This window comes from Kineosporia sp. NBRC 101731, assembly GCF_030269305.1.
Taxonomy (GTDB): domain Bacteria; phylum Actinomycetota; class Actinomycetes; order Actinomycetales; family Kineosporiaceae; genus Kineosporia.
Genome location: NZ_BSTC01000008.1, coordinates 260,885 through 285,949, shown reverse-complemented (window position 1 = coordinate 285,949; position 25,065 = coordinate 260,885). Strand labels below are relative to the sequence as shown.

General features: G+C 70.0%; 17 protein-coding genes. 7 read left to right on the top strand and 10 right to left on the bottom strand.

Going from position 1 to position 25,065, the window contains the following annotated elements:
- Positions 1–58 precede the first annotated feature (58 nt).
- Both QSK05_RS22940 and QSK05_RS22935 read left to right on the top strand, forming a co-directional pair.
- Positions 59–799 carry an SDR family NAD(P)-dependent oxidoreductase gene (locus QSK05_RS22940; RefSeq protein ID WP_285599353.1) on the top strand — a complete coding sequence of 247 codons (741 nt, stop codon included), beginning with the start codon at positions 59–61 and terminating at the stop codon, positions 797–799.
- A 155-nt stretch (positions 800–954) separates the two neighbouring features.
- The gene (locus QSK05_RS22935) at positions 955–1,761 is read left to right on the top strand and encodes a hypothetical protein (RefSeq protein WP_285599352.1); all 807 of its coding nucleotides are present in this window, start codon (positions 955–957) and stop codon (positions 1,759–1,761) included.
- A 56-nt stretch (positions 1,762–1,817) separates the two neighbouring features.
- Here the strand turns inward: QSK05_RS22935 and QSK05_RS22930 are convergent, their stop codons facing one another.
- A complete protein-coding gene (locus QSK05_RS22930) occupies positions 1,818–2,669 on the bottom strand; it encodes a helix-turn-helix domain-containing protein (RefSeq protein WP_285599351.1) in 852 nt (283 codons plus the stop codon).
- Between the two features lie 101 nt (positions 2,670–2,770).
- Here QSK05_RS22930 and QSK05_RS22925 point away from each other — a divergent pair, with 101 nt between their 5' ends.
- Positions 2,771–3,451 (top strand): SDR family NAD(P)-dependent oxidoreductase, encoded by a 681-nt coding sequence (locus tag QSK05_RS22925; RefSeq protein WP_285599349.1) that lies wholly within the window; start codon positions 2,771–2,773, stop codon positions 3,449–3,451.
- 221 nt (positions 3,452–3,672) lie between these two features.
- Here the strand turns inward: QSK05_RS22925 and QSK05_RS22920 are convergent, their stop codons facing one another.
- From QSK05_RS22920 to QSK05_RS22880, 9 genes are all read right to left on the bottom strand, one after another.
- Positions 3,673–6,009, bottom strand: a complete 2,337-nt coding sequence (locus QSK05_RS22920; protein ID WP_285599348.1) for an esterase-like activity of phytase family protein — start codon at positions 6,007–6,009, stop codon at positions 3,673–3,675.
- A 98-nt stretch (positions 6,010–6,107) separates the two neighbouring features.
- A complete protein-coding gene (locus QSK05_RS22915; RefSeq protein WP_285599347.1) occupies positions 6,108–7,475 on the bottom strand; it encodes an alkaline phosphatase family protein in 1,368 nt (455 codons plus the stop codon).
- Positions 7,472–8,581 carry a metabolite traffic protein EboE gene (gene eboE, locus QSK05_RS22910; protein ID WP_285599346.1) on the bottom strand — a complete coding sequence of 370 codons (1,110 nt, stop codon included), beginning with the start codon at positions 8,579–8,581 and terminating at the stop codon, positions 7,472–7,474. The genes QSK05_RS22915 and eboE overlap by 4 nt, the downstream gene beginning before the upstream one ends.
- On the bottom strand, positions 8,581–9,435 hold the full coding sequence (locus tag QSK05_RS22905; protein ID WP_285599345.1) for a TatD family hydrolase: 855 nt from the start codon (positions 9,433–9,435) through the stop codon (positions 8,581–8,583). Before QSK05_RS22905 ends, eboE begins: the two co-directional genes overlap by 1 nt.
- A complete protein-coding gene (locus QSK05_RS22900; protein WP_285599344.1) occupies positions 9,432–10,064 on the bottom strand; it encodes an EboA domain-containing protein in 633 nt (210 codons plus the stop codon). Before QSK05_RS22900 ends, QSK05_RS22905 begins: the two co-directional genes overlap by 4 nt.
- The gene (locus QSK05_RS22895) at positions 10,061–10,891 is read right to left on the bottom strand and encodes a sugar phosphate isomerase/epimerase family protein (RefSeq protein WP_285599343.1); all 831 of its coding nucleotides are present in this window, start codon (positions 10,889–10,891) and stop codon (positions 10,061–10,063) included. Before QSK05_RS22895 ends, QSK05_RS22900 begins: the two co-directional genes overlap by 4 nt.
- Positions 10,892–10,912: 21 nt before the next feature.
- On the bottom strand, positions 10,913–11,845 hold the full coding sequence (locus QSK05_RS22890) for an SCO3242 family prenyltransferase (RefSeq protein WP_285599342.1): 933 nt from the start codon (positions 11,843–11,845) through the stop codon (positions 10,913–10,915).
- The gene (locus QSK05_RS22885) at positions 11,842–12,987 is read right to left on the bottom strand and encodes an inositol-3-phosphate synthase (protein ID WP_285599341.1); all 1,146 of its coding nucleotides are present in this window, start codon (positions 12,985–12,987) and stop codon (positions 11,842–11,844) included. Before QSK05_RS22885 ends, QSK05_RS22890 begins: the two co-directional genes overlap by 4 nt.
- A gap of 144 nt (positions 12,988–13,131) precedes the next feature.
- On the bottom strand, positions 13,132–15,111 hold the full coding sequence (locus QSK05_RS22880) for an acetoacetate--CoA ligase (RefSeq protein WP_285599340.1): 1,980 nt from the start codon (positions 15,109–15,111) through the stop codon (positions 13,132–13,134).
- A gap of 59 nt (positions 15,112–15,170) precedes the next feature.
- Here QSK05_RS22880 and QSK05_RS22875 point away from each other — a divergent pair, with 59 nt between their 5' ends.
- The 4 genes from QSK05_RS22875 (at position 15,171) to recD (ending at position 24,954) form a co-directional block, all read left to right on the top strand.
- The gene (locus QSK05_RS22875) at positions 15,171–16,094 is read left to right on the top strand and encodes a M15 family metallopeptidase (RefSeq protein WP_285599339.1); all 924 of its coding nucleotides are present in this window, start codon (positions 15,171–15,173) and stop codon (positions 16,092–16,094) included.
- 192 nt (positions 16,095–16,286) lie between these two features.
- Complete coding sequence (gene recC / locus QSK05_RS22870; RefSeq protein ID WP_285599338.1) at positions 16,287–19,664, top strand: exodeoxyribonuclease V subunit gamma; 3,378 nt, start codon at positions 16,287–16,289, stop codon at positions 19,662–19,664.
- Complete coding sequence (locus tag QSK05_RS22865) at positions 19,661–23,041, top strand: UvrD-helicase domain-containing protein (RefSeq protein WP_285599337.1); 3,381 nt, start codon at positions 19,661–19,663, stop codon at positions 23,039–23,041. Before recC ends, QSK05_RS22865 begins: the two co-directional genes overlap by 4 nt.
- Positions 23,038–24,954 carry an exodeoxyribonuclease V subunit alpha gene (recD, locus tag QSK05_RS22860; protein ID WP_285599336.1) on the top strand — a complete coding sequence of 639 codons (1,917 nt, stop codon included), beginning with the start codon at positions 23,038–23,040 and terminating at the stop codon, positions 24,952–24,954. Before QSK05_RS22865 ends, recD begins: the two co-directional genes overlap by 4 nt.
- The last annotated feature ends 111 nt before the right edge of the window (positions 24,955–25,065 follow it).

Here is a 25,065-nt window from a genome sequence, read left to right as displayed (position 1 = left end):
CCGGGGCCGACCTTCCTCCATCGTGGCGGCGACCCACCCACGGACGGAAGGAACTTTCATGGCAGACCGGAAGATCGCCCTGGTCACCGGGGCCGGGCGCGGGCTCGGCCGGAGCATGGCCCGGCACCTGACGAGCGCGGGCGTGGCGGTGGTGGGTACCTATCACCACAGCGAACGCGAGGCCGCCGAGGCAGCGTCGGACGACCTGGTCTTCTGCCGGCTCGATGTCACCCGCGCCGACACCTACCCGGAGTTCGTCGACACGGTGCGGCAGACGCTGCAGGACCGCTTCGGCACCCAGTCCTTCGACCACCTGGTCAACAACGCCGGGATCGGCACCTACGCGCCCTACGACCGGACCACCCCGGAGCAGTTCGACGAGCTGGTCGGGGTCAACCTGCGGGCGCCGTTCTTCCTCACCCAGGCCCTGCTGCCCCTGATCAACAAGGGTGGCCGCGTGCTCAACGTGACCACTGCCCTGACCCGGGGCGTCGTCCCTGGTATGTCCGCGTACGCCGCCACCAAGGGGGCGATCGAGGTGCTGACCCGCTACCAGGCCGTGGAGCTGGCCGACCGCGGCATCCGGGTCAACACCCTGATGGGCGGGGCCGTGCTGACCGATTTCGGCGGGGGCATGATGCGTTCGCCCCAGGTCCAGGAGCTCGCCGCGCACACCATCGCCCAGGGCCGCATCGCCGGACCGGACGACATCACCGCCGCGGTCCCCGCCGTGCTGTCCGACGGTTTCCAGTGGGCCACCGGCTCGATCATCGACCTGTCGGGCGGCCAGAGCCTGTGAGATCGGGGGGTCAGCCCGGCATGCGTCTGTGGTCGTACACGGCGATGGTGCAATGCCCGCCCCTGGTCTGACGACCGGCGCCTCGCGTTTCACCAGGATGAGCACACGGCGCGGCACTGCTGCCGCGCCGGCCAGCGTCCGAGTGAGAGGTACCGATGAAGAAGATCGCCACCGTAGGGGTTGTCGCGTTGGCTCTCGGCGGGACTGTGCTCATGTCCCCCGCCGCTCAGGCGGCCCCCGCGTTGCCCGCGACCGGTCACCAGACGGCGTACGTGCAGCGGGGCGACACCGTCACGGTGTACCGCGACGGCGCGGTGAAGGCCAAGGTGACCGCCGTGTCGTCCGCGCACCCCGGTGGCGACGGCAAGCTGGTGCTGACCGTCGAGACGAAGAAGGCCCTCTCGTTCAGCGCCGGTGACTGGCTCTGGGAAGACCCGAGCGGCGGCGACCACGAGGCCGACGACGCCAACCGCGAGATCAGTGTCCCGGCGAACACCACCAAGAAGGTGACCATCACCTACACCGGGGTGGGCAACGGCGACGTGATCTGGGCCCCGGGCCTGAAGACCGTGGCCGGCGCCTGGTACGTCAAGGGGCGTGCGGTCACGGGGGCCTCCGAACTCCTGCCCGCCAGTTACGTGCAGCGCGACAGTGCTGTCACCGTCTACAAGGCCGGGAAGGTCGTCGCCAAGGTGACGCCGACGTCGGCCACACACCCGGACGGCCACGGCACGCTGAAGCTGAAGGTCGAGGCCGTGAAGAAGTTCTCCTTCAAGCCCGCCGCCTTCATCTGGGAAGACGCGGACGGTGGTGACCACCGGGCGGTCAACGGCAAGACGGCCGTCACGGTGAAGGCGAAGACCAACAAGACCGTGACCGTGAAGTACACGGACGTGGCCGACGGTTCACTGGTCTGGTCGCCCCGGGCGGACGTCGTCGCCGGAACCTGGAAGATCGGCTGATCCGGCCCGAGAGCCCGCAGGCGAACCGCCTGCGGGCCGGCTCGGGTCAGCTCGGGTCAGCTCGGGGTCGGGTTCTCAAGTTCCTGGAGCCCGATCACCCGCAGGAGGTCGAGCTTCTGCTCGTCCGGCGAACCCGGGGCGGCCGTCATGATGACGATCGTCTGGTCACCCGGACCGCCGGTGACCATGTCACAGTCCAGGACGATGTCCCCGACCAGTTCGCTGTGCACCGTCTTACGGCTGGTGCGCAGTTCCGCGACCGTCCCTTCCTCCCAGCGCCGGGCGAAGTCCGGGGAGGCCTTGACCAGACGCTGGATCAGCTGCGGGATCTGCGGATCGTCCGGGTACCGGCCGGACGCGGTGCGCAGATGGCCGACGAGGTCACGGGCGTAGGCCTCTTCGTCCTCGGGAGTGTGCGTGACCGGGAACGGGTTCCCGGTGAAGTACCGCCAGGCGACGTTGCGTTCCAGCCGGGTCTGGCTCGACGGATCGCCGAACAGCACGGCCCAGAGCGGGTTCCACGCCACCAGCTCGTAGATCGCGGTGTGCACGGCCACGGCCACCGGGGCGTCGCGGAACCGGTCGACCAGCCGCTGCGCGGTCGGGGTGATGTGCCGCGGTACGAGCCCCGCCGGGGGTGGGGCCGCCCCGGCGGCCCGGAACAGGTGGTCGCGTTCGCCGTCGTTCAGACGCAGCGCCCGGGCCAGTGAGGTGAGCATCTGCGGCGAGGGGTTGCGGGCCCGCCCCTGCTCCAGGCGCACGATGTAGTCCACGCTCACCCCGGCGATCAGCGCCAGCTCCTCACGCCGCAGTCCGGGCGTGCGACGGCCCAGGCCGGGGGCCAGCCCCACGTCCTGCGGGCGCACCCGGTCCCGCCAGGCGCGCAAGACCTGCGCGAACTCGTCCATGGGTCCATGGTGCGCCCCGATCGGGCCCCGCGGGTGGTACTGCCGTTCCCACCGTCGAACAGTGCCTGTCGGCCGGCGCCGCGGGGGCGCAGGGTGGCGACATGACCACCACCCTGGTGACCGGGGCCAACAAGAGCCTCGGTCTGGAAACCACCCGCCGCCTGATCGATGCCGGACACACCGTCTACGCCGGCATGCGTGACCTCGCCAACGGCGACGCCGCCCGCGAGCTCGGCGCCGTCCCGGTTCAGCTCGACGTGACCGACCAGGACAGCGTCGAGGCGGCGATCGCCTCCCTGCCCGAGCTCGACGTGCTGATCAACAACGCCGGCATCCCGGGCACGTCGTGGAGCACCGACGACCTCGACGTCGAGGCCATGCGCACGGTGTTCGAGACCAATGTCTTCGGCCTCGTCCGGGTCACCCAGGCGGCCCTGCCCCGGCTGCGTCGCTCGTCCTCACCGGTGATCGTCAACGTCTCGTCGGCCCTGGGCTGGCCCCGCGCACTGCTCGACCCCGAAGACGACTGCTTCCCGGTCACCATGATCGCCTACCCCAGCTCGAAGGGCGCCGTGATCGCGCTGACCGTGCAGTACGCCAAGAATCTGCCCGGGATGCGGATCAACGCCACCGACCCCGGCTACACGAAGACCGACTTCACCCAGCACCTGGGACACCAGACCGTCACCGAGGGCACCGACGCCACGGTCGCCCTGGCCCTGATCGGCCCGGACGGCCCGACCGGCGAGTTCCACGACCGCCGGGGCCGGATCGCCTACTGAGGCACCGAGCTTCTGGCCCGGCGCCTCGTTCCGCGGGGAGGGCCTGGCGGCGTCCAGCCCCTACGACCCGGCCACGTTCACCACCGACCGGGCCGGCAACGCCACCCGCGCGGGAGTGGCGGCCGTGCTGACCCAGGTGACCGGCATCGTCCTCTGGCTGCCATGAACGCGAAGGGGCCCGTGACCGCAAGGCCACGGACCCCTGGTCACCCCGGGTCAGGTCATTTCTTGCCGAACACCTTGCTCGCCTTGCCGATCGACATGAACACGGTCTCGCCGGTGGAGTCGTCGAGCCCGTCGTTGTCGGTCGCGATGTAGACCCGGCCGTCGCCACCGACGGTCAGTCCCTCGAGCTTCTCCTGCGTCCAGCCGTGGGTGGAGCGCAGGAACGGCAGCACGTCGACCGCCAGCTTCTTGGACAGCACCGGAAGGGCGCCCGCCGGGTCGGTCTTCGGCAGGGTCACCGTGTAGACGCGCTTGACCTTCGCGTTCGGGCCGTTCAGCTTGTCCCGCTCGATCACCGCGAGACGACCGTCGGCCAGCGCGGTGATCTCGGACAGGCCGATCCAGTCACCGGCCGTGCTCGTGGTCTCCAGCGGGTAGCCGAACCAGGTCCACGTGCCGGTCTTCACGTCGTACCGGCCGATCCGGGCCACGTTGGCCGGATCGTTCGACGACGCCCGCTGGATCACCGTGTACAGGTGCTCCCCGTCGCGGTCGTACGTGGCCGTGACCCCCTCGAAGCCCTGTGACTTCAGGCCGGCCGCGACCTCGGCGGGCAGTGCGACGCTCTGCTGCACGACGCCCTTCTTGCTCACCCGCACGAGCTGGTTCCCGGCGCCGGTCGCCCCCTCGACGGCCAGCCAGTAACCGCCACCGCTCTTCGCCGGCCGGGCGTAGATGCCTTCGGCGTCCAGACCCACCGCCTGGCCACCGGCATCGGTGACCCCGAGACGATCGGTGATCCGGGCCGGGCTCTTCGACGTGTCGATCGTCAGGATGCCGGTGGTGCTGTATCCGGCATCGGTGACGCTGACCAGCTCGTCGCGCTGGCCGGGAACCGCCGAGAGCGCCCCCAGCGTGCCCCAGCCGATCGGCGAGCCCTTCTGGTTCTCGGACTCGATCTGCGGGAAGGCCTTCTTCTGCGTACCGATCCGGTAGAGCGTGACGCTGGAACGCACACCGGCGCCGGCGTCGTCGACCTCGCTGGAGACCGCCAGCAGACCCCGCGACGGGATCGGCAGGATGCCCTCCGGCCCGTTCGTGGTAGGCAGGAGCTGCACGAACCTCGGCTTGGCGGCGTTGTCCACGTCGTAGACCGCGACGAAGTTGCTGCGCTCGGAACCGACGAAGGCGTACGTCGTGCCGTTGAAGGTCGCGGTGGCCAGGCCCTCCGGTTCCACGCCCTTCTTACCGGCGCGCGACTCGGCGTGCAGCCCGGCGGAGACGGCCAGCTTCTCCAGCTCGTTGCCCGAGTCCCAGCGCACGGTGCCGGTCCTGGTGTCGAAGACGGTCCAGCCGCGGGTACCGCCCTTCCAGTCACCCTCGTTCGCGGTGCCCAGGTAGCGGTCGTCCAGCCAGGCGACGGCGTCCGGCTCCCGCGGTGTGTCCACGATGGAGCCGGTCTGGTCGATCACCCCGTCGTCCTTCGTGTCGATCCCGGTGACCGTGGCCCTGCCCGCGCTGAACACCTTGGTCACCGCGTGCTTCTGGGCGTCGATCAGCACGATGCCGTTGTTCTCCTGCAACGTGAGCGCGAGAACGCCGCTGTCACTGAAGGAGACGTACTCGGGCTCCGGGTCGATCGGCGTGTCGATCCCCGCGTCCACCATCGCCGGGAGGGCCGAGCCGTCCGGGTTGACCAGCGAGACCCGGTGCGCGGTCCAGGTCGAGGGGTCCTTGGCCTTCGTCAGGTCGAGGATCTGCACGAAGCCGGCCGGGAGCTGCGGAAGGTCGCCCTCCTCACCGTTCGCCGGGGTGGCCTCCTCGTCACGCTCGTTCTCGATGGCGATCGCGACGTGCGTCCTGGTCTTGTCCACGGTGATCGAGTCGGGCTGGCCACCGAGGTCGATGCTGCGCACCCGCTTGCGGTCCTTGACCCGGATCACGTCGACCCGGCCGGACGGCTCGGTGAAGCTCTTGCTGGTGTTGACCACGACCAGCACATAGTCGCCGACCACGGTGACCGACGTGGGCTCGTCCTCGTCGTCGCCCAGTTCCTTCAGCGACAGCGTGCCCAGACCCTTGACCTGGTCCGGGTTCGAGATGTCGAGGAAACCGATGCGCTTGCCCACCGCATCGGTGTAGATCATCGTCTTGCCGTCCTGGGTGACGGTCGAGATCTCGGCGACCGTCTCGTCCGCCGCCGCGTCACCGGCCGGCCGGTTCTCGTACACCGGGAAGGTGTCGGTGCGGTTGAACACGCGGCTGTCGTGCCCAGCCGTCTGCGCGGTGGTCGTCTGCGCGGTGGCTGTCTGCGCGGTGGCCAGCGCGGCTCCCGCCAGGGCCGTTGCGGTCAGGACGGCTGCTGTACGTACCCCGGTGCGCCTCTTACCCACGTCACTCCTCAGTCTTCGTCGCCCGATCCGTTGAGGGCCGGGCGTACCCAGCCTTTCAAGTGCGGGTTAGGCGATTTCGACCTCCAGGTGAACGCAGTTCAACGAGCAGGCCGGAGCAGGACCTCGAGCATCAGGTCACGCACGGCCGTGGCCTCGAAGAATGTCGAGGAGACGGACGGGTCGGAGCACAGCAGCACCGGCCCGTCGTCCGGGTCGGACGGTGAACGACCGTGGCTGCCCCGCACCGGTGCCGGATCCAGCGGCACCACCTTCATCGCGTACCGCAGGCCGGCGAACTTGCGGGCCAGCGTCAGCGCGGCCCGGGCCTTCACCAGGCGATCGTGCGGGTCCATGAACAGCTCGGCCGGGTCGTAACCGGGTTTGCGATGGATCTCGACGCCCCGGGCGAAGTCGGGAGCCCGCGCGTCGTCCAGCCAGTAGTAGTAGGTGAACCAGGAGTCGTTCTGCGCCACGGCAATCAGCTCACCGCTGCGCGGATGGTCCAGGCCGTGCTCCTTCTTGCCGTCTTCACCCAGCACCTCTCCCACCCCCGGCAGAGCCTCGAGCAGCTCCCGCACCCGGGGCACGTCCTTCTCGTTCTGCACGTACACATGGGCCAGCTGGTGATCGGCGACGGCGAACGCCCGCGACACCCACGGATCCAGATATTCCATCCCCGCCTGCGTATACACCTCCAGCAGACCCTCACGCCGCAGCAGGCGGTTGATGTCGACGGGCCGGTCGACCGCGGTGATGCCGTACTCCGAGAGCACCACCACCGTGTATCCGCTCTCCCGCGCGAAGTCGATCAGATCGCCCGCCACGGCGTCGATCTCCTGCGCCGCCCGGATCGCCTCAGGGCCGTCGGGGCCGAACCGCTGCAGGTCGTAGTCCAGATGCGGCAGGTAGCACAGCGTGAGTCCGGGTCGCTGGGTCGCCATCAGCCGGCGGGTTGCGTGGGCGATCCAGGTCGAGCTGATGATGGACGCGGTCGGGCCCCAGTAGGTGAACAGAGGGAAGGGGCCGAGCTCACCCGTGAGCTCGTCGTGCAGCTGTGCCGGACGCGTGTAGCAGTCGGCGTCCTTCTTCCCGTCGGCGTAGTAGATCGGCCTCGGGGTGACGGTCCAGTCGGTGGTCGCACCCATCGCGTACCACCAGCACACGTTCGCCGCCGTCAGACCCGGCCGATGAATCCGCGCTGTCTCCCAGACCTTCTCGGCCTCGATCAGCCGGTTGTGCTGGCGCCACAGATACACCTCACCCTGGTCACGGAAATACCAGCCGTTACCGACGATCCCGTGCTCGCTGGGCAGCTTGCCGGTCAGATAGGTGGCCTGGGCACTGCACGTGAGGGCCGGCAGCACGGTACCGAGGTTCGCCCTGAATCCCGTCGATGCCACCCGGGGCATGTGCCGTAGCAGCCTCGGTGTGAGACCGACGATGTTCACCACCAGCACAGGGTTCACCGGATCGGCTCCAGTCCCAGTTCCACGAGCTGCTGACGCGTCCAGTCGAGTTCACCGGCGATGCCGTCCATCAGTTCGGCGGTGCTGGAAGGACGCGCGTCACCCGGCAGTACGTCCCACGTGTAGGTCTCGACGTCCAGATGGGTGGTGCGTGATGTCTCCCCGCCGACCAGGTTCTTCAGCACCTGCTTCAGCTCGGGCTGCGTGGTGTGTTCGGCGTGGTTCAGAGGAAGGTGGAAATGCACCCGCCATTCCTGTTCCGGGTCGAACGACGTCAGGGTGTGCTCGTCCAGATCGTCCTGGCCGAATCCGTCCTCCTGACGGATCTGATGCATGAACCGGGGCTCGGTGAACTCGGCCAGCCAGGAACGGTCGTCGCCGGTGACCCGTAGCGCGTTGGACACCTGGGCCTTGTAGATGTTCCCTTCCGTCCCGAGGCTCTCGAACTGGGTGGCGATGTGGCAGGCGTCCGCGCACAACCCGATCCACTCCGGAACCTCGAGCCGCTCGACCGCCGCGACCCCCTCGTCCATCGTCTCGACCACGCATCCCGGTTCCGGCTCGACGGCCAGCCGCACCGGGCGTCCGTACTCACCGGCCAGGGAACGGAGTTCGGCCGCGACCGCGCGCATCGCGGCGTCAGCGGGCGCCGTGCCGTCGGGGAACCGGGTGCGCCAGCCGAAGGGAAGCGTGGAGATGCTGCCCTCCCGCGCGTCTTCGGGGAGGATCTGGTGCAGGACCCGCGCCAGGTCGAGCGTGTAGTCGAGCCGTTGCTGTTCCAGCCAGTCCGGGCGGTAGACCGCACCTTTCACCACCTTGGCCTGGAACGACCGGTGCGGGAAGCCGTTCAGGGTGACAACCTCCAGTCCTTCGGCCGTGAGCGCCTCCCGCAGCCGGTGCAGGGCCCGGGCATCGGTGACCAGGTGCTGGGCGGCAGGGGCCGGCAACCACAGGCCGACCCCGAGCACCGGCTCTCCCAGGCGGCGGCGCACCGGCCCGGCGTAGGTGTGCAGCTGGGCCAGAATTCCTTCGAGGTCCTGCGCCGGATGCATGTTGGTGCAGTAGGACAGATGGATCACGCTGCCGTCACGATGCCGGAACCGCATCAGGCTCGTTCCCCCCGCTGGATCGAATTGCCCTGTGACAAGGTGTCGTCCGGCTTCACCACGAGTTCCAGCCGGTCGCTCTGGGCATAGAACGTCACCGGGTTGTCCCAGACCAGACGTTCCACCTCGGCCTGCGCGAATCCGGCGGCCAGCAGGGCCTGCGCGGTCTTCGCGACCTTCAGCGGATCGCTGCGGCCCCAGTCCGCGGCCGAGTTCACGATGATCCGCTGCGTGCCGAGTTCCTGGGCCAGCAGCACCATCCGGCGCTCGTCCATCTTGGTCAGGGGGTAGATCGAGAACCCGGCCCAGACCCCGGCATCCAGCACCACCTGAGCCGTCAGTTCGTTGTTGTGGTCGACGAGTACCCGTTCCGGCGCGATCCCCGACTCCTTCACCACGTCGAGGGTGCGGCGGGTCCCGGCCAGCTTGTCGCGGTGCGGGGTGTGCACGAGCACGGGCAGGTCGAACTCCACGGCCAGAGCGAGGTGCTGGGCCAGCAGTTCGTCCTCGGCCGGGGTGATCGAGTCGTAGCCGGTCTCCCCCACACCGACCACGCCGTCCTTGGCCAGGTACCGCGGCAGGATCTCCATCACCTCGGCCCGGAACGACGGTTCGTTGGCCTCTTTCGGGTTCAGGGCGATCGTGCAGTGATGGGCGATGCCGAACTGGGCCGCACGGTAGCGCTCCCAGCCGATCAGGGCGTTGAAGTAGTCGACGAACGACCCCACACCCGAGCGGGGCTGCCCCGTCCAGAACGACGGTTCGACCAGGGCCGTCACCCCGGCCGCCGCCATCGCCTCGTAGTCGTCGGTGGTACGCGAGGACATGTGGATGTGGGGCTCGAAAATCTTCACAACGGGGTTCCTCTCCGGTCCAGGGCCGCGGAGGCGGCCCGGCGGCGTTCCGGGTCGTCGGCCGTGAGCTGCTGCTCGATCCGGGCCAGCTCGTCGGAGGGCGGGAACCGGTCGATCAACGGCCACAACTGCGGCGTGACCGATCGCCCGGCACAGACCCGCTCCAACACGAAAGCGGCCAGCATCTGCGAGGTCCGGGCCGTGGCCCGCCGGGTGAGGGCCGGTACCCGGTCGAGTGGTATCTCCATGAAGACACACTTCATCAGCACCTGGTCGGCCTCCTCGTCGCTCAGCCGCTCGACCACGGCCGGGCTCGCCGACGCGGTGACCAGCCGGGGATCGTTGCTGCGGAAGGCGTCCCGGGCCAGTTCCAGCAGCACGTCGTCCACCCCCAGCTGGGCGGCGGACAGGATGATCGCGCAGCGCTCGTGCACGTCGCCGTACCGGTAGAGGGCGGGTATCTCGCTGCGGTCGGGAAGGGCCCGGAGCAGGCGGATACGGACCGATTCGTGGTCGGCCCCGACCTTGCGGGCGGCCATCGGGAACCAGCGCCGGATCGTGGTCGGGTCGGCCCGCACCTGGACCAGCGCGCTGCGCACCCAGATCTCGGCACTGCTCGTGGTCGTCATGCGTGCTCCTGGGCCCGGAGGAAGTCGATGGACCCGGGCACCGTCTCGTGGGCCCGGTGCGAATGTCGCGACAACTCGACTGCCACCAGACCGTCGAAATCCGCGAGAGCCTGCAGCACGGGCGGAAAATCAACGTCGCCCGCGCCGAAGTTCAGGTGCTCGTGCACGCCGGTGCGCATGTCGTCGATCTGCACGTAGGTCAGGTCGTCGCGGACCGACGCGATCACCTGCGGAATCGAATGCCTCTCGGTGACCAGGCAGTGCCCGATGTCGAGAGTGAGGCCGAACAGGTGATGATTCAGTTCGTCGTGCAGGGCCTGCCAATCGCTCACCGACGAGATGAACATGCCCGGCTCCGGCTCGAAAGCCAGTTTCACACCGAGTGGTTCGGCCGTGTGAAGCACGGACTCGCAGCCCTGCAACAGACGCCGCCAGGCGATTCCCTGACCGACCGGGGGCCGGCGGGCGCCGCTCCAGAGCGACACCGCCTCGGCACCCAGGTCGGCGGCCACCCGCACGGCGATGCGCAGAAACTCCACGCGCCGCTCGCGCCCGTCGTCACTCAGCAGGGTGGGCTCGTGCTTGCGCCGCGGGTCCAGCACGAACCGGCCGCCGGTCTCGACCACCACGGCCAGCCCGAGATCCCGCAACCGGTCAGCGATCACCGAGACCTTGCGGGGAAGGTCGGGACCGAGCGGGTCCAGGTGGTGATGATCCAGCGTCAGCCCCACCCCCGCGTACCCGTGGTCGGCGAGCATCCGCAGGGCATCGTCCAGCCGATGATCCCCGAGGCCGTTGGTGACGTAGGCGAAGCGCAGGCCGCTCATGGTGTTTCCTCCCTGGGCATCTCAGGTCACCCGCCGGCGGGCGGCGAGGTTTCGAGCGGCGTACCAGAGGACGATCATCCCGGCACCGGTGGCCGGTCGCCCTTGTGTCGCGGTGAGAGTTCCTTGCAGAGGCAGCATCCCGAGCACACCGGTCTTCACCACGCGCTGCAGACGGGAGGACGAGGGGTCGCGGGCCGCTGCGAGGGAGGCTCGGATCGAGGGGAGGACGTAGAGGGCAGCCGCGGCCATCGCGACGATGCGGGACTCGCTATCGGTGACCGTCGTCGGAACGGCTGCCCTCACACCGGAGGACTCCTGGGCAGCCGGTCTCGGCACAGCTGATGTCGGGACGGCTGCTTTCAGGGCCGGCCCGAGCGCTGCGACAGTGATGGCCGCGGTGGCCACCACGGAGCTCAGAGCCACCCTCCGGTTCCCGCCGTCGACCTCATGACGGCTTACCCCCGTGATCATGTAGGTGTGGGCCGCCACCAGGCCCGCCGGCAGCAGCGCAGCACGAAAACTCCGGCTGCCGCGCTGCACGTCCAGGAACCGGCAGGCGGCCATCACCCCGGGCCCGGCCACGGTGTCCTTGGCCGCGAAGTCGTAGCCCAGCACCGCGCCGGTGGTGGCGAGCGACAATGCGACGCCACGTCGTCCCGACCCCCACCCGGCGACCACGAGATCAGCCACCAGGAGACCTGCTCCCAGCGCCAGAGCCCTCTCCGGCGAGATGCGACCGGAGGGGATGGGACGATCGGGTCGTTCCGCGGCGTCCACGTGCCGATCCGCGTAGTCGTTCAGCGCCATGCCCGCCATGTAGGCCAGGGCCGACGACACCGCCGCGGCCACTGTGCCCCGGACACCGGTGTCGCCACCGGCCGCGGCCCCGAGCAACGCGTCACCGGGCGCGCTCAGCACCGCCGGTAGCCGCACCAGATCGGCGTAGGCGTTCATGTCTCGTCCCTGAAACCACCGGCCCACGAAACCAATCGGCGGAACTGATGGTCGAGCCGGTGTTCGTCCGAACCGAGCGGATCCTTGAAGAAGAATGCGAGGGCGTCGAGCGCACCGACCTGACCGGCGAGGCGGGCCCGCGCCGTGAAGCGGGCCAGGTCGATCACCAGCGGGGCGGCCAGGGCGGAGTCACAGCCCTGCCAGGTGATCTGCATGGTCATCGGAGTGCCCAGGAAGCCCGTGAAACGCACGTGGTTCCAAGCGGTTTTCCATTCGCCCAGGTCCTCGACGTAGTCGATGTGCACGGGTGCGGCGACGTCCGGACCGAAGGCCTGGCGCACCGAGCGGGCCTTCGAGGCGAGCTTTGCCGCGGCCCGGTCCGGATCGGCCAGCGCCCGGCCGTCACCCCCACCCAGCAGGTTCAGCCCCGCCCACGAGGTCACGGTCAGGTTCCGGCTACCGAACATCGAGGCCAGAGCGGTTTTCACCAGGGTCTCGCCGGTCTTGCCGTCCCGCCCGGCATAGACCGTACCCCGCTGCACCGCCAGCTCGTGCAGGGCCGGGATCGCGGCACCCATCGACGGGGTGAAATCGATGAACGCCAGACCCATGTCGAGGGTGGCGTAGGCGTACAGGGCGCTGGCGGGCAACGGGCTCTCCCCGTCGTCGAGAGCCCGGTCCAATACCCCCAGATCTTCGTGTACCGGGAGCACGGGCGAAAGCGCCTCGGTGGTCGCAATGTTGACCACCACGACGGTTTCCAGGCCGTGCTGGTCACTGAACGAGCTGAGGTCGCGCTGGATCTGACCGATCACATCGCGCCCACCGCCCCGCACCCCCGGGCGCACCCGGGCGTCCACTGCCTCGAGTGCGGGACGGGCCAGGGGCAGGGCGTGGGCGGGCAGCACCCCGGCCTGCACGAGCTCCTCGGCGCGACCCTTCATCGAGACCCCGGCCAGGTCATGCCCGCCGATCACCAGGTCATCCGGCGAAACCAGCCCGAGGCCAGCGAATTCGTCCAGCTCGCTGACCATTCCGGTGGTAGCAGGATCACCCGCACCGGCCGCCAGCAGGGCCAGGCCCGCGGTCACGGTGGTTCCGATGGACCCTCTGGCCCCGATCAGCCACAACCCGACAGTCACGGTCGCACCTCCGGCCCGCGCACCGGGTCGCCACTGACGCCGATGTCGGTCAAAAGGTAACAAGCTGGACGTTGACTGACAACACTTCGTGTCACATATTCACAGCAGCGGGTAATTCTTTGTTCAGTGGGAGATCAAAGACGGTCAGCTTCCGGGACGAAGTAGCAGGAACGGGCGCAGGGAATCCGGGTCGGCCAGGGCGTCGCGGCTGACGGCGCGGTCCACCGGCACGCCGGCGAGGATCTTCTTGACCGGTACCTCGCACTTCTTACCGTTCAGGGTGCGGGGCACGACCGGGATGCGGATGAAGCGGTCCGGAACGTGCCGCGGCGACAGTTGTGCCCGCAGGGCCTTGCGCAGCGGTTCTTCCACGTCGTCGATGGCGGCGCCGTCGGCCATCACCAGGAAGCAGAGCAGTTCGCCCTGTGTGCTGTCGATGACGAGCGAGTCACTGACCTCGTCGAACGCCTCCACCACGGCGTAGAACTCGGCCGTGCCCATCCGCACGCCCCCACGGTTCAGCGTGGAGTCGCTGCGCCCGTGGATGACGAACGAGCCGCGGGTGGTGGCCCGCACCCAGTCCCCGTGCCGCCAGAGGCCGGGAAAGTTCTCGAAATAAGCTTCCCGTAGCCGGGTCCCGTCCGGATCGTTCCAGAACGACACCGGCATCGAGGGCATCGGCCGGGTGATGACCAACTCCCCGACCTCGTCCACGACGTCTTCGCCCTTCTCGTCGAACGCGTGCACGTCGGCCCCCAGAGAGGCGCAGGACAGCTCGCCCAGCCAGATCGGCACGGTGGGGGCGCTGGTGAGGAAGGCCGTGCAGACGTCCGTGCCACCGGAGACCGAGCAGATCCGCACCCGCGGGCCGACGGCCGAGCCGATCCAGCGGAAACTCTCCGGCGAGAGCGGTGATCCGGTCGATCCGATGGACTCCATGGCACTGAGGTCGTACCGCTCACGCGGCACGATGCCCGATCGGGCCGCGCCCTGGATGAAGGGAGCCGAGACCCCGAAGAGCTTCACCCGGTGCCGCGACGCCAGCTCCCACAGCCGGAACGGGCCGGGATAGGCCGGGCTGCCGTCGTAGAGCAGGATCGTGCAACCCGCCAGCAGCCCGCCGACGAGGAAGTTCCACATCATCCAGCCGGTGGTGGTGAACCAGAAGAACACCTCACCCGGTCGCAGATCATGCTGCAGTCGAAGGCTTTTCAGCTGTTCCAGCAGAATTCCGCCGTGTCCCTGCACGATGCCCTTGGGCAGGCCGGTGGTGCCGGACGAGTACAGCACCCACAGCGGATGGTCGAACGGCACCGGCTCGAACGCGAGCTCCCCCGGTTGCGAGGTGAACTCGTCCCAGGTCACCTCACCGGCCGCGCGCACCGGCTCGGTCCCCAGGTCGAGATAGGGAAGAATCACCGTGAGGTTCAGCGATGGCATGCTCTCGCGCAGCGTGGTGACGGTGTCGCGGATGCTGTAACCCTTGCCGTTGTATACGTACCCGTCGACGGCCAGCATCACCGTGGGCTCGATCTGGGCGAACCGGTCGGTGACGGCCCGGGCGCCGAAGTCCGGCGAGCAGCTCGACCAGATCGCCCCGAGCGAGGCCGAGGCCAGGAAAAGCACCAGCGCGCCGATACCGTTCGGCACCAGGGCCACCACCCGGTCGCCCTTGCCGACACCGGCTGCGACCAGACCGACCCGAGCCCGGCCGACGAGATCCCGGAGCCGGGCGTGCGTCAGGGTGTGCTCCACCCCGTCCTCCCGCACGAAGATCAGGGCGGTGTCGCCGTCCTGGCGCCCGGGCCCGGGCGTGAGGGCGTGCTCGGCGTAGTTCAGCGTCGCCCCGGGAAACCATTGCGCCCCGGGCATCGTGGCATCGCCGAGAACCTGTTCGGGCTGAACACCGAAGCGCACGCCGAGATATTCGGCGGCCGCCGACCAGAAATCCTCGAGATGCTCGACGGACCAGCGATGTAACGCGCTGTAATCCAGCTCGTCGAGTTGCACCTGACGGTGGGTGGCCAGCCACCGCGTGAAATCGGCGATCTGAGTGTGACGGGCCGTATCCGCGTCCGGGCGCCACAATTGCGCAGCAGAACTACTGTCCGAATGCAACGTCATCGTTAAAGCTCCCTCGCTCAGATGCAACCAACTCTATGCGGCCCTAGACTCCGGGCGATATGGCAGAACATTCGCAGAACGGATGGACCGTCCTGTCGAGCAACCGGCTGACCTGGTTCTCCGCAGCCGGGGGCCGGTTCGCTGCGGCCAATTCCGATGTCGCCTTCCTGGCGAAATACCTGATCGAGCGTTTTGACAAGGAAGTCGAGACGATCAAGGGCAAGGTGCTGGACGACTGGTCGTGGGCACCGCGGAATGTGCGCGGGTCTACGTCCGTCATCAGCAACCACGCAAGCGCCACCGCCTGGGACCTCAACGCCACCCAGCATCCCCTGGGCGTGCGAGGCACCTTCACCACGAGCGAGATCGCCAAGGTCCACAAGATCCTCTCGTCGATCACCGACGGCCGCGGACACAAGATCTTCCGCTGGGGTCATGACTACATCGGCCGGATCGACGCGATGCATTTCGAGATCAACGCGTCGGTGGCACAGGTCAAGCGGGCCCGGGCGGTGCTGAAGAAGAGACTGGAGGACGAGGAAGACATGAAGTGGACCGACCAGGTCAAGCTCACGTCCACAGACGCCAAGATCTGGGGCAAGCCCTACAAGAGCGGTGAGAAGGTCACGTTCGGCCTGATGGTCCGCTACCCCACCCTGGCGCGGAAGACCCAGGCCGACCTCAAGGCGTTCGCCACGGCCTCGGCCAAGCGGGATGCCGCGATGAAGGCCCAGCTGGACACCCTGATCGCCGCCGTCACGGCCCTGGCCGCGGGCTCCGCGACCGACGTGCAGAAGGCCTTCGCCGACGGCACCAGCAAGCTCCAGGCCGAGGTGGCGAAGATCGACGCCGACGCCGACATCCTGGACGGCACCGAGGTCACGGACGCGGAGATCGACGCCGATGTCGCGGCCGCGATCGCCGAGGCCGAGGCCCAGGAGGAGGCCGACCGGATCGAGGAGCCGGTGACCTCGAACGCCTGAGGTGCTCGCCTCGTCCCCTCTTCTCCTTCGTGATCATGCAAACTTTCCCCGGGGAAAGTTTGCATGATCACGGAAGATCACGGAGAACGGCTTGGTGATCACCACGGGTGGCGTGCCCTCAGCGACGGGTCACCCCCCGCGTGGGATAGAACTGATCCCCATGAAGACACGGCTGACGGGCACCCCTGAACCGTGCTGACGGTGCACCGCAGCGCGCACGGCACCGACCTGGCGCACGCGCTGGCCGGGGTACTGGCCGAGCCCCTGCCCGACTCCTTCGCGGTGGAGATGATCGCGGTTCCCGCCAAGGGCGTGGAACGGTGGCTGACGCAGCGCCTGGCCCACGTCCTGGGTACGGGCGCCGCCCCTGCACCAGGAACTCAAACTGCACCCGATGGGGTGTGCGCGAACGTCGAGTTCCCGTCACCGGCTGATGTCGTCGAACAGGCCGTGCAGGACGCCTCCCCGGAGATCTCGGCGTCGGTGCGGGCCTGGACTCCCGACCGGGCCCGATGGTCACTGGTCGAAGTCATTGATGTCTCTCTGGGTGAGCCCTGGTGCGCCGCCCTGGCCCGGTATCTGCGGGGCGGCGCCGACACCGGCCGCCGTCTGGCCGTCGCGACCCGCCTGGCCCGGCTGTTCGACGAGTACGGCCAGGCCCGCCCGGCCATGATCAGCGCCTGGGCCCAGGGCCGCGACGAGTTCGGCGACGGCCGCCGGCTGCACGACGACCTGATCTGGCAGGCGGAACTCTGGCGGCACCTGCGGGATCTCATCGGCCGGCCGGCACCCGCGGAACTGCTGGAGGAGGCCTGCACGAAGCTGCGGGAGAACCCGGCGCTCAGCTCTCTGCCCGGGCGGATCTCGATCTTCGGCGCCAGCCGCCTCTCCCCGGCCCGGGTGCAGGTGCTCGCCGCGCTGGCTGAGCACCGCGAGGTGCATCTGTGGCTGAACCACCCCTCGCCCCCGCTCTGGGAGGCGACGGCGAGCACCGCCCCGGCCGTCCGGCGGGCCGACGACGACAGCCGCAGCCGGGTGCGAAACCCGCTGCTGGCGTCCATGAGCCGGGATCTCCTGGAACTGCAGCAGACCCTGCGGCGCTACGCCCCCCAGGCCCGCGAGCTCGAGCACCCCTCCGCGGACCGGCCGGCCACGCTGCTCGGCAACCTCCAGCGGGACCTGTTCCGGGGCGAGACGAAAGACGTGGCCGAACGCCCGGTTCTGCATCCCTCCGACACCAGCGTGCAGGTGCACGCCTGTTACGGCCGGGTGCGCCAGGTCGAGGTGCTGCGCGAGACGATCGTCGGTCTGCTCGCCGACGACCCCACCCTGGAACCGCGGGACATTCTCGTGATGTGCCCCGACGTAGAGGCTTTCGCGCCGCTCGTGGCCTCTGCCTTCGCGATCGGCGACCAGCCCGGCAGCGCGCCGGGTCACCCCGCCCAGCGCCTGCGGGTACGCGTCGCCGACCGGTCGCCGCGCCAGACCAACGGCCTGTTCGACGTGCTCGGCCTGCTGCTCGAACTGGGCACGGCCCGCATCACCGCCCCGCAGGTGCTCGACCTGGCCGGCCGCGAGGCCGTGCGCAGGCGGTTCGGTTTCGATGACGACGATCTCGCCCGCCTGCGGGACTGGCTGGTGGGGGCCGGGATTCGCTGGGGTCTGGACGAGGGGCACCGGCAGGCCTGGCACCTCTCGTCGATCGGCCAGGGCACGTGGCGAGCCGGGCTGGACCGGCTGCTGCTCGGCGTCGCGGTGGAGGGTGACACCGAGCATCTCGGCGGTGTGGTCGGTATGGACGACGTGGACAGTGCCGACATCGACCTGGCCGGGCGGCTGGCCGAGCTGGTCGACCGGCTGGCCACGGCCCAGGAACTGATGTCGGGCCGGCATCCGGTGGCGCGGTGGCTGACCGGGTTGGAGGCCGCCGTGCTGGGGCTGGCCGGCACCGACCGCAACACCGCCTGGGAGGTCAACCAGCTGCGCTCGGAGCTGTGGGACACGGCCGAGGCCGCGGCGAACAGCCCGGCCCCGTGCAGCCTGGCCGACCTGCGCACGGTGCTCGCCGATCTGCTCGCGGGCCGGCCGACCCGGTCGTCGTTCCGCACCGGCACGCTGACCGTGTGCACGCTGGTGCCGATGCGCTCGGTCCCGCACCGGGTGATCTGCCTGCTCGGCATGGACGACGGCAGCTTCCCGCGCCGCGCCGACCCGGACGGCGACGACGTGCTCGCCCGCGACCCGTGGGTCGGTGAGCGTGATCCCCGCAGCGAAGACCGGCAGCTCTTCCTCGACGCCGTCTGCGCCGCCCAGGAGAAGCTGGTCATCACCTACTCCGGGGCGGACGACCGCACCGGAGTGCCGATCCCCCCGGCCGTGCCGCTCGGCGAACTGCTCGACGCCGTGGACCGCACCGCCTGGATCGACGACGAGAGAGTGCGCGACCGCATCACGGTCATGCACCCGCTGCAGCCGTTCGACCCCCGCAACTTCACCCCGGGCGCGCTCGGCCGGCCCGGCCCGTTCAGCTTCGACCAGCCGGCCCTGGACGGCGCCCGGGCCCTGACCCGCGAGAAGAGTCCCGAGAAGCCCTTCCTGGAAGGCCTTCTTCCGGCTCCGGTCCGGACCTCCGACATCGAGCTGGCCGACCTGCACCGCCTGCTGCAGCACCCGGCCCGCGGATTTCTGCGGCAACGACTGCAGGTCGGCGCGGCCCTGGCCGAGGACGAGCCGGACGACAGCCTGCCCGTCGAGCTGGACAGCCTGCAGAAGTGGGCGGTTGGCGAAAGACTTCTGCGGCAACGACTCTCCGGCCTCTCCCCGGCCGACTGCATCACCGTCGAGCTGCGGCGCGGGCTGCTCCCACCCGGCGAACTGGGCCGCACGCTGCTGGCTCAGGTCGGGCGCCAGGTGGAGCAGGTGCTCACGGCGAGCACCCTCGAGCGCACCGCCGCGGCCGACTCCCGCGACGTCGACGTGACGCTGCCCGACGGATCCCGGGTCACCGGCACGGTCGGCGGGGTACGGGGGAAGATCGCGCTCGGTATGACGTTCTCGCGACTGGGCCCGCGGCACCGGCTGACCGCCTGGATCGATCTGCTCGCGCTCACCGCGACCGACCCGGGCGGCGGCTGGTCGGCGGTCGCCGTCGGGCGCGGCCGGGGTGGGGCCGCCCGCAGTGTCTTCGACCCGCTCGACCCCCACCTGGCCACCGGTGCCCTGACCGAGATCGTCGGCCTGTACCGGTCCGGCCTGTGCTCTCCCCTGCCGATGCCGCTGAAGACCGGCGCAGCCTACGCCGCCCGGCGCTTCCGCGGCTCCCGGGTGGCGGCCGCCCGGATCGAGGCGGAGAAGTCGTGGGTGGACGACACCTTCCCCGGCGAGCAGTCCGACGCCGAGCACGCTCTGATTCTGGGCGAGAAGGCCCGTCTGGAAGCTCTTCTCGCTCAGCCACCGGCACCCGACGAACAGGGCGAGGGCTGGGTGACGGACGAGACCGACCGGTTCGGGCGGCTCAGCCGGCGCCTGTGGGACCGATTGCTGGCAGCCGAACGCCTGGAGGGCAGATGACGCTGGGCCAGCAGACCCTGCGACGGCAGATCCCGTTCGACCTGAACGGTGAACTGCCGCGCGACACCACCACCATGCTCGAGGCCAGCGCGGGCACCGGCAAGACGTTCACCATCGCCGCCCTGGTGACCCGCTACCTCGCCGAGGGCCTGGCCGAGAACATGAGCGACCTGCTCGTGGTCAGCTTCAGCCGGGAGTCCACCCGTGAGCTACGCGAGCGGGTGCGGGAACGGCTGGTCAGCGCCCGCGACGGCCTGGCCCTGGCCGACCCGGCGATGATCGATCCCGGCGACCACGTGCTCGTGCACCTGGCCGACACCGACGAACCCCGGCGCCGACGCCGGCTGGAGCGACTCGACCGGGCCCTGGCCAGTTTCGACGCGGCCACCGTCACCACGATCCACGGCTTCTGCCAGCAGGTGCTCACCACCCTGGGCACCAGCGGCGACCACGACCCGCAGACCGTGCTGATGGAAGACGTGGCCGACCTGGTGCGTGAGGTGGCCGACGACCTGTACCTGCGCAAGTGGGGTTCCCCCGGGGCACCCGCACCCGACCTGGGCCTTGCCGAGTTCCACCAGCTGGCGCTCGACGCGGTCGCCGAGATGGCGCAGCTGGTGCCGGATCCCTCGATCGGCGGCATCCCCGGGCTGCGGGCCCGCATCGCCGGGGCGGTGCGCGGTGAGGTGGAGCGGCGCAAGCGGCGCCTGGGCGTCTTCGGCTTCGACGACATCCTCACCCGGCTCTCCGCCACCCTGAGCGATCCCCAGGTCGGGCCGGCTGCCTGCGAAAGACTGCGCTCCCGCTACCGGTTCGTTCTGGTGGACGAGTTCCAGGACACCGACCCGGTGCAGTGGGACATCATCCGCCGGCCGTTCCACGGGCACTCCACCCTGATCCTGATCGGCGACCCGAAGCAGGCCATCTACGGGTTCCGCGGCGCTGACGTGCACGCCTACCTGAACGCCTTCGAGACCGCCGAGACCGTGCGCACCCTGCCCACGAGTTACCGCAGTGACGCCGGCCTGCTGCGCGGGCTGGACGCCGTGTTCCGCGGCGCCGCCCTGGGCGACGAACGCATCCGGGTGACACCGGTGGAGGCCTTCCACACGGGCCGCCTGGTGCACGTCGACGGTGGTGACGCGGCGGTGCGGCTGCGGATTCTCTCCCGGGACGACCTGCCGCAGACCGACGGCGGACTGGCCCGGTCGCCGCAGGCCCGGCTGGCGGTGCAGCGCGACCTGGTGGCCGAGGTGGTGCGCCTGCTGGACGGCGCCGGACGGGTGCAGCCGCGCGACTCCTCCCCCGCGCGGGAACTGCGCCCCGGTGACATCGCCGTGCTGGTGCGCACGAACAACCAGGCCCAGATGGTGAACACGGCCCTGGCCGAAGCCGGTGTGCCGGTGGTGGTGACCGGCCGCACCAGCGTGTTCAGTACCCCGGCCGCGGCCCAGTGGCGACTACTGCTGGAGGCGATGGAGCAGCCCCACCGCACCACCCGCGTCCGCCGGCTGGCTCTGGGCTGTTTCTTCGGGGCCACCGCCCGCGACCTGGACGAGCGCGGCGAACAGATCGACGAGGAGCTCGCGCTGAACCTGCGCGAGTGGGGCCGGGCCCTGACCGAGTTCGGCGTGGGCGCCCTGTTCGAGACCGTGGCCCGGAGCACCCGCCTGCAGCCACGGATTCTCGGGACGCCCGGCGGGGAAAGACTTCTGACCGATCTGCGGCACGTGACGCAGACCCTCCAGGAGGCCTCGGACACCGGCCAGCTGGGCCTGACCGGATTACTCGTCTGGCTGCGGCACCGCCAGGACGAGGCGACCACCAGCGAGGGGACTCCCGAACGCAGCCGCCGCCTGGAGTCCGACGCGGCCGCCGTGCAGGTGATGACCGTGCACACCAGCAAGGGCCTGGAATTCCCGGTCGTGATGGTGCCGTTCGCCTGGAACCAGTGGGCGCCGAAGGAACGGGACATCTCCACGGTCACCTTCCACGACGGCGACCGGCGACTGCGGGACGTGGGCGGCCCGGGTTCGCAGGCCTGGGCCGGTCACCTGGCGGCCAGCCTGCAGGAAGACGCCGACGACGAGTTGCGGCTCACCTATGTGGCTCTCACCCGTTCCCAGTCCCACCTGGTGATCTGGTGGGCTCCCACGTTCAACACCACGCTGGCTCCGCTGCAGCGCATTCTGCTCAACCCCGATCCGGAACGCCCCGCGCCGCGCCGGATCCCGGTGCCCTCCGACGCCGCGGCCCTGGCCGCGTTCGAACGGCTGGCCACCGGCAGCGACGGTGGGCTGGCCGTGGAACTGGTGCGACCGCGTCCTTCATCATCCTGGCAGTCACCGCCGGCACAACCCGCGGCACTGAGCGTGGCCGTTCTCGACCGGGAACTCGACCTGGACTGGCGCCGCACCAGTTACAGCGCTCTCACGGCGGCCGCGCACGACCTGTCCGTCGCGCCCCTGAGCGAGCCGGAGGTGCAGCTCAAGGACGACGACAATTCGCCGGACTCGCCGGACGCACCGGCTCCGGTCGCGGGCACCGGCGACCTCGAACTGCAGGACATCCCGTCGGCCTGGAACGACCTCCCGGCCGGCCCTCGCTTCGGCACCCTGGTGCACGAGGTGCTCGAACTGGCGGCCGAGGCCGGAAACGAGGAGGAACTGCGGGTCACCGTGGCCGCCCGGGTGGCACGCTCCGGGCCCGCCGTCGATGTGGAGACCCTGGTGCGGGCGCTGATCCCGGCCGTCTCCACCCCGCTGGGCCTGAACGAACTCACCCTGCGCGACATCTCGGCCCGCGACCGGCTCTCGGAGATGAACTTCGAGCTTCCCCTGGCCGGGGGCGACGACCCGGTGACGCGCGAGGTGCTGCTGTCCGACCTGGTGCCGCTGTGGCGCCGGCACTGCCCGGCGCCCGATCTGCTGCACACCTACGCCGACGCGCTGGCCGAGCTCGAGTCGGTCCCGCTGCGCGGGTACCTCAACGGCAGTATCGACGCCGTACTAAGGGTTCCCGGTCTTTCCGACCCGAGGTACGTGGTGGTCGACTACAAGACCAACCGCCTGGGGACGCCCGACGCGCCGGTCAGCGCGTGGGACTACCGGCCGGAAGCGATGACCGAGGCGATGGTCGCAGCGCACTACCCGTTGCAGGCCCTGCTCTACGGCGTGGCCCTGCACCGGTACCTGCGCTGGCGCCAGCCCGGCTACGACCCGGACACGCATCTGGGCGGCGTGCGATACCTGTTCCTGCGCGGCATGTCCGGCCCCGGCGTGCGGTGTGCGGACGGCACCGCCCCGGGCGTCTTCACCTGGAACCCGCCGACCTCGCTGATCACGGCGACCTCCGACCTCCTGGCAGGCCTGGCATGACGGTCCAGCATCGGCAGGAACTCGACGAACCCGGCGACCCGCACCGCATCGCCTCCTCCGCCACCGGCCTGCTCGGCGAGTTCAACCGGGCCGGCATCCTGACCGCCGCCGACGTGCACGTGGCCCGGCGACTCGGGGCGCTCGGCGGCGAGGGCGACGAAAGCGTGCTGCTGGCGGTCGCTCTCACTGTGCGCTCGGTGCGCCACGGCTCGGTGGTGCTCGATCTGGCCACGGCCGCGCAGACCATCAGCCCCGACGACGAGGAAGAGGGCGAAGACCCGGCCGAACCCGTCGCCGCGTTGCCCTGGCCGGACGTGAGCGCCTGGGTGACCCAGTGTGCGGCCAGCCCTCTCACCACCGGACCGGTGCGGATGACCGGGACCCGGCTGTGGCTGTCCCGGTACTGGGAGCAGGAACAGGCCGTGGCCGCCGAACTGCTGTTACGCGCGGCCGACCGGCCCACCGACCTCGACGAGGGCGTCCTCGCGAAGGGCCTGCAACGGCTCTTCAGCGAGCAGCAGTACGCCGACCAGCAACTCGCCGCCGCCGTGTGCGCCCTGGCCCGGGTGGGCGTGCTCGCGGGCGGTCCGGGCACCGGCAAGACCACCACGGTCTCGCGCCTGCTGGCCCTGCTGCGCGAACAGCACCCGGAGTACCGCATCGCCCTGGCCGCCCCCACCGGCAAGGCCGCGGCCCGGCTGCACGAGGCGGTGCGCTCGTCCGCGACCGACCTGCCCACCGCCGATCAGGCCCGGCTGGGTTCGGATCTCACCGCCACCACGCTGCACCGGCTGCTCGGCTGGCGCCCCGACGCGCGCAGCCGGTTCCGCCACGACCGCAACAACCGGCTGCCCTTCGAGGTGGTCATCGTGGACGAGAGCTCGATGGTCTCGCTCACCCTGATGGCCCGGCTGCTGGAGGCTCTGCGCCCGGCCACCCGGCTGATCCTGATCGGCGACCCCGACCAGCTGGCCTCGGTCGAGGCCGGGGCCGTGCTCGGCGACCTGGTCGACCGCTCCAGCCTGGGCCACCGCACCGCCGACTTCACCGCCGCCCTGCAGCGGGTGCTGCCCGGCAGCACCGTGCCCGGCGTCGAGCCCAGCCCGGACACCCCCACGGCCCGGTTCCGCAACGGGGTGAGCACCCTGCTCGCCACCCGCCGGTTCGCGGCCGGGGGCGATATCGCCGCCCTGGCCGCGGCCATTCGCGACGGTGAGGCCGACCGGGCCGTCGAGGTGCTGCGTTCCTCTTCCGGCGCCGTCGAGTTCATCGAACTGGCCGACGACGAACGGGCCGGGCCCGAGCAACTGGAACCGGTACGCGCCGAGGTCCGGGCCGGCGCCGCCCAGGTGATGGCCGCGGCCATGTCCGGAGACCGGGTCGCCGCCCTGGCCGGGCTGGAACAGCACCGCCTGCTCTGCACCCACCGCCGCGGGCCGCGCGGCGTGCAGCTGTGGAGCGACCTGGCCGCCGGGTGGATCTTCGAAGACCATCCGGTGGTGCCCCGCAGCGACGGCCGTTACGCCGGGGAACCGCTGCTCATCACCACGAACGACTACGAGAGTGGGCTCTACAACGGCGATACCGGCGTGGTGGTCGCGACGCCCGACAACACGCTGCTCGCCGTTTTCGGCCGGGGCGGTGACCCGATCCCCGTACCCCTGGCCCGGCTCGGGGCCGTGCGCCCGCTCTACGCCATGACCGTTCACCGCAGCCAGGGCAGCCAGTTCGACCGGGTCAGCGTGCTGATGCCGGCCGCCGGGTCGTCGCTGTGCACGCGCGAGACGTTGTACACCGCAGTGACCCGGGCCCGTCAGCACGTTCGGGTCATGGGGTCCGAAGAGGCGCTGCGCACGGCCATTCTGCGCCCGGCCGCCCGGGCGACGGGCCTGCGCGAACGATTGAACGGATGACCTGCGCAAACGCCATAAATGGCACTAGCACGTGTCAGGGTTTTTGCCCATAGGTGCAGCGCGAGATGTCAGACACATGTTGATCAACTTCCACTGACCATATTGCCCGTT

Excerpts from the sequence above, each read along its gene's own strand:
- QSK05_RS22935 (WP_285599352.1), top strand. The coding sequence starts at position 955 with ATGAAGAAGATCGCCACCGTAGGGGTTGTCGCGTTGGCTCTCGGCGGG.
- QSK05_RS22900 (WP_285599344.1), bottom strand. The coding sequence starts at position 10,064 with ATGACGACCACGAGCAGTGCCGAGATCTGGGTGCGCAGCGCGCTGGTC.
- QSK05_RS22940 (WP_285599353.1), top strand. The coding sequence starts at position 59 with ATGGCAGACCGGAAGATCGCCCTGGTCACCGGGGCCGGGCGCGGGCTC.
- QSK05_RS22930 (WP_285599351.1), bottom strand. The coding sequence starts at position 2,669 with ATGGACGAGTTCGCGCAGGTCTTGCGCGCCTGGCGGGACCGGGTGCGC.
- eboE (WP_285599346.1), bottom strand. The coding sequence starts at position 8,581 with ATGCGGTTCCGGCATCGTGACGGCAGCGTGATCCATCTGTCCTACTGC.
- QSK05_RS22880 (WP_285599340.1), bottom strand. The coding sequence starts at position 15,111 with ATGACGTTGCATTCGGACAGTAGTTCTGCTGCGCAATTGTGGCGCCCG.
- QSK05_RS22865 (WP_285599337.1), top strand. The coding sequence starts at position 19,661 with ATGACGCTGGGCCAGCAGACCCTGCGACGGCAGATCCCGTTCGACCTG.
- QSK05_RS22895 (WP_285599343.1), bottom strand. The coding sequence starts at position 10,891 with ATGAGCGGCCTGCGCTTCGCCTACGTCACCAACGGCCTCGGGGATCAT.
- QSK05_RS22890 (WP_285599342.1), bottom strand. The coding sequence starts at position 11,845 with ATGAACGCCTACGCCGATCTGGTGCGGCTACCGGCGGTGCTGAGCGCG.
- recD (WP_285599336.1), top strand. The coding sequence starts at position 23,038 with ATGACGGTCCAGCATCGGCAGGAACTCGACGAACCCGGCGACCCGCAC.
- QSK05_RS22875 (WP_285599339.1), top strand. The coding sequence starts at position 15,171 with ATGGCAGAACATTCGCAGAACGGATGGACCGTCCTGTCGAGCAACCGG.
- QSK05_RS22925 (WP_285599349.1), top strand. The coding sequence starts at position 2,771 with ATGACCACCACCCTGGTGACCGGGGCCAACAAGAGCCTCGGTCTGGAA.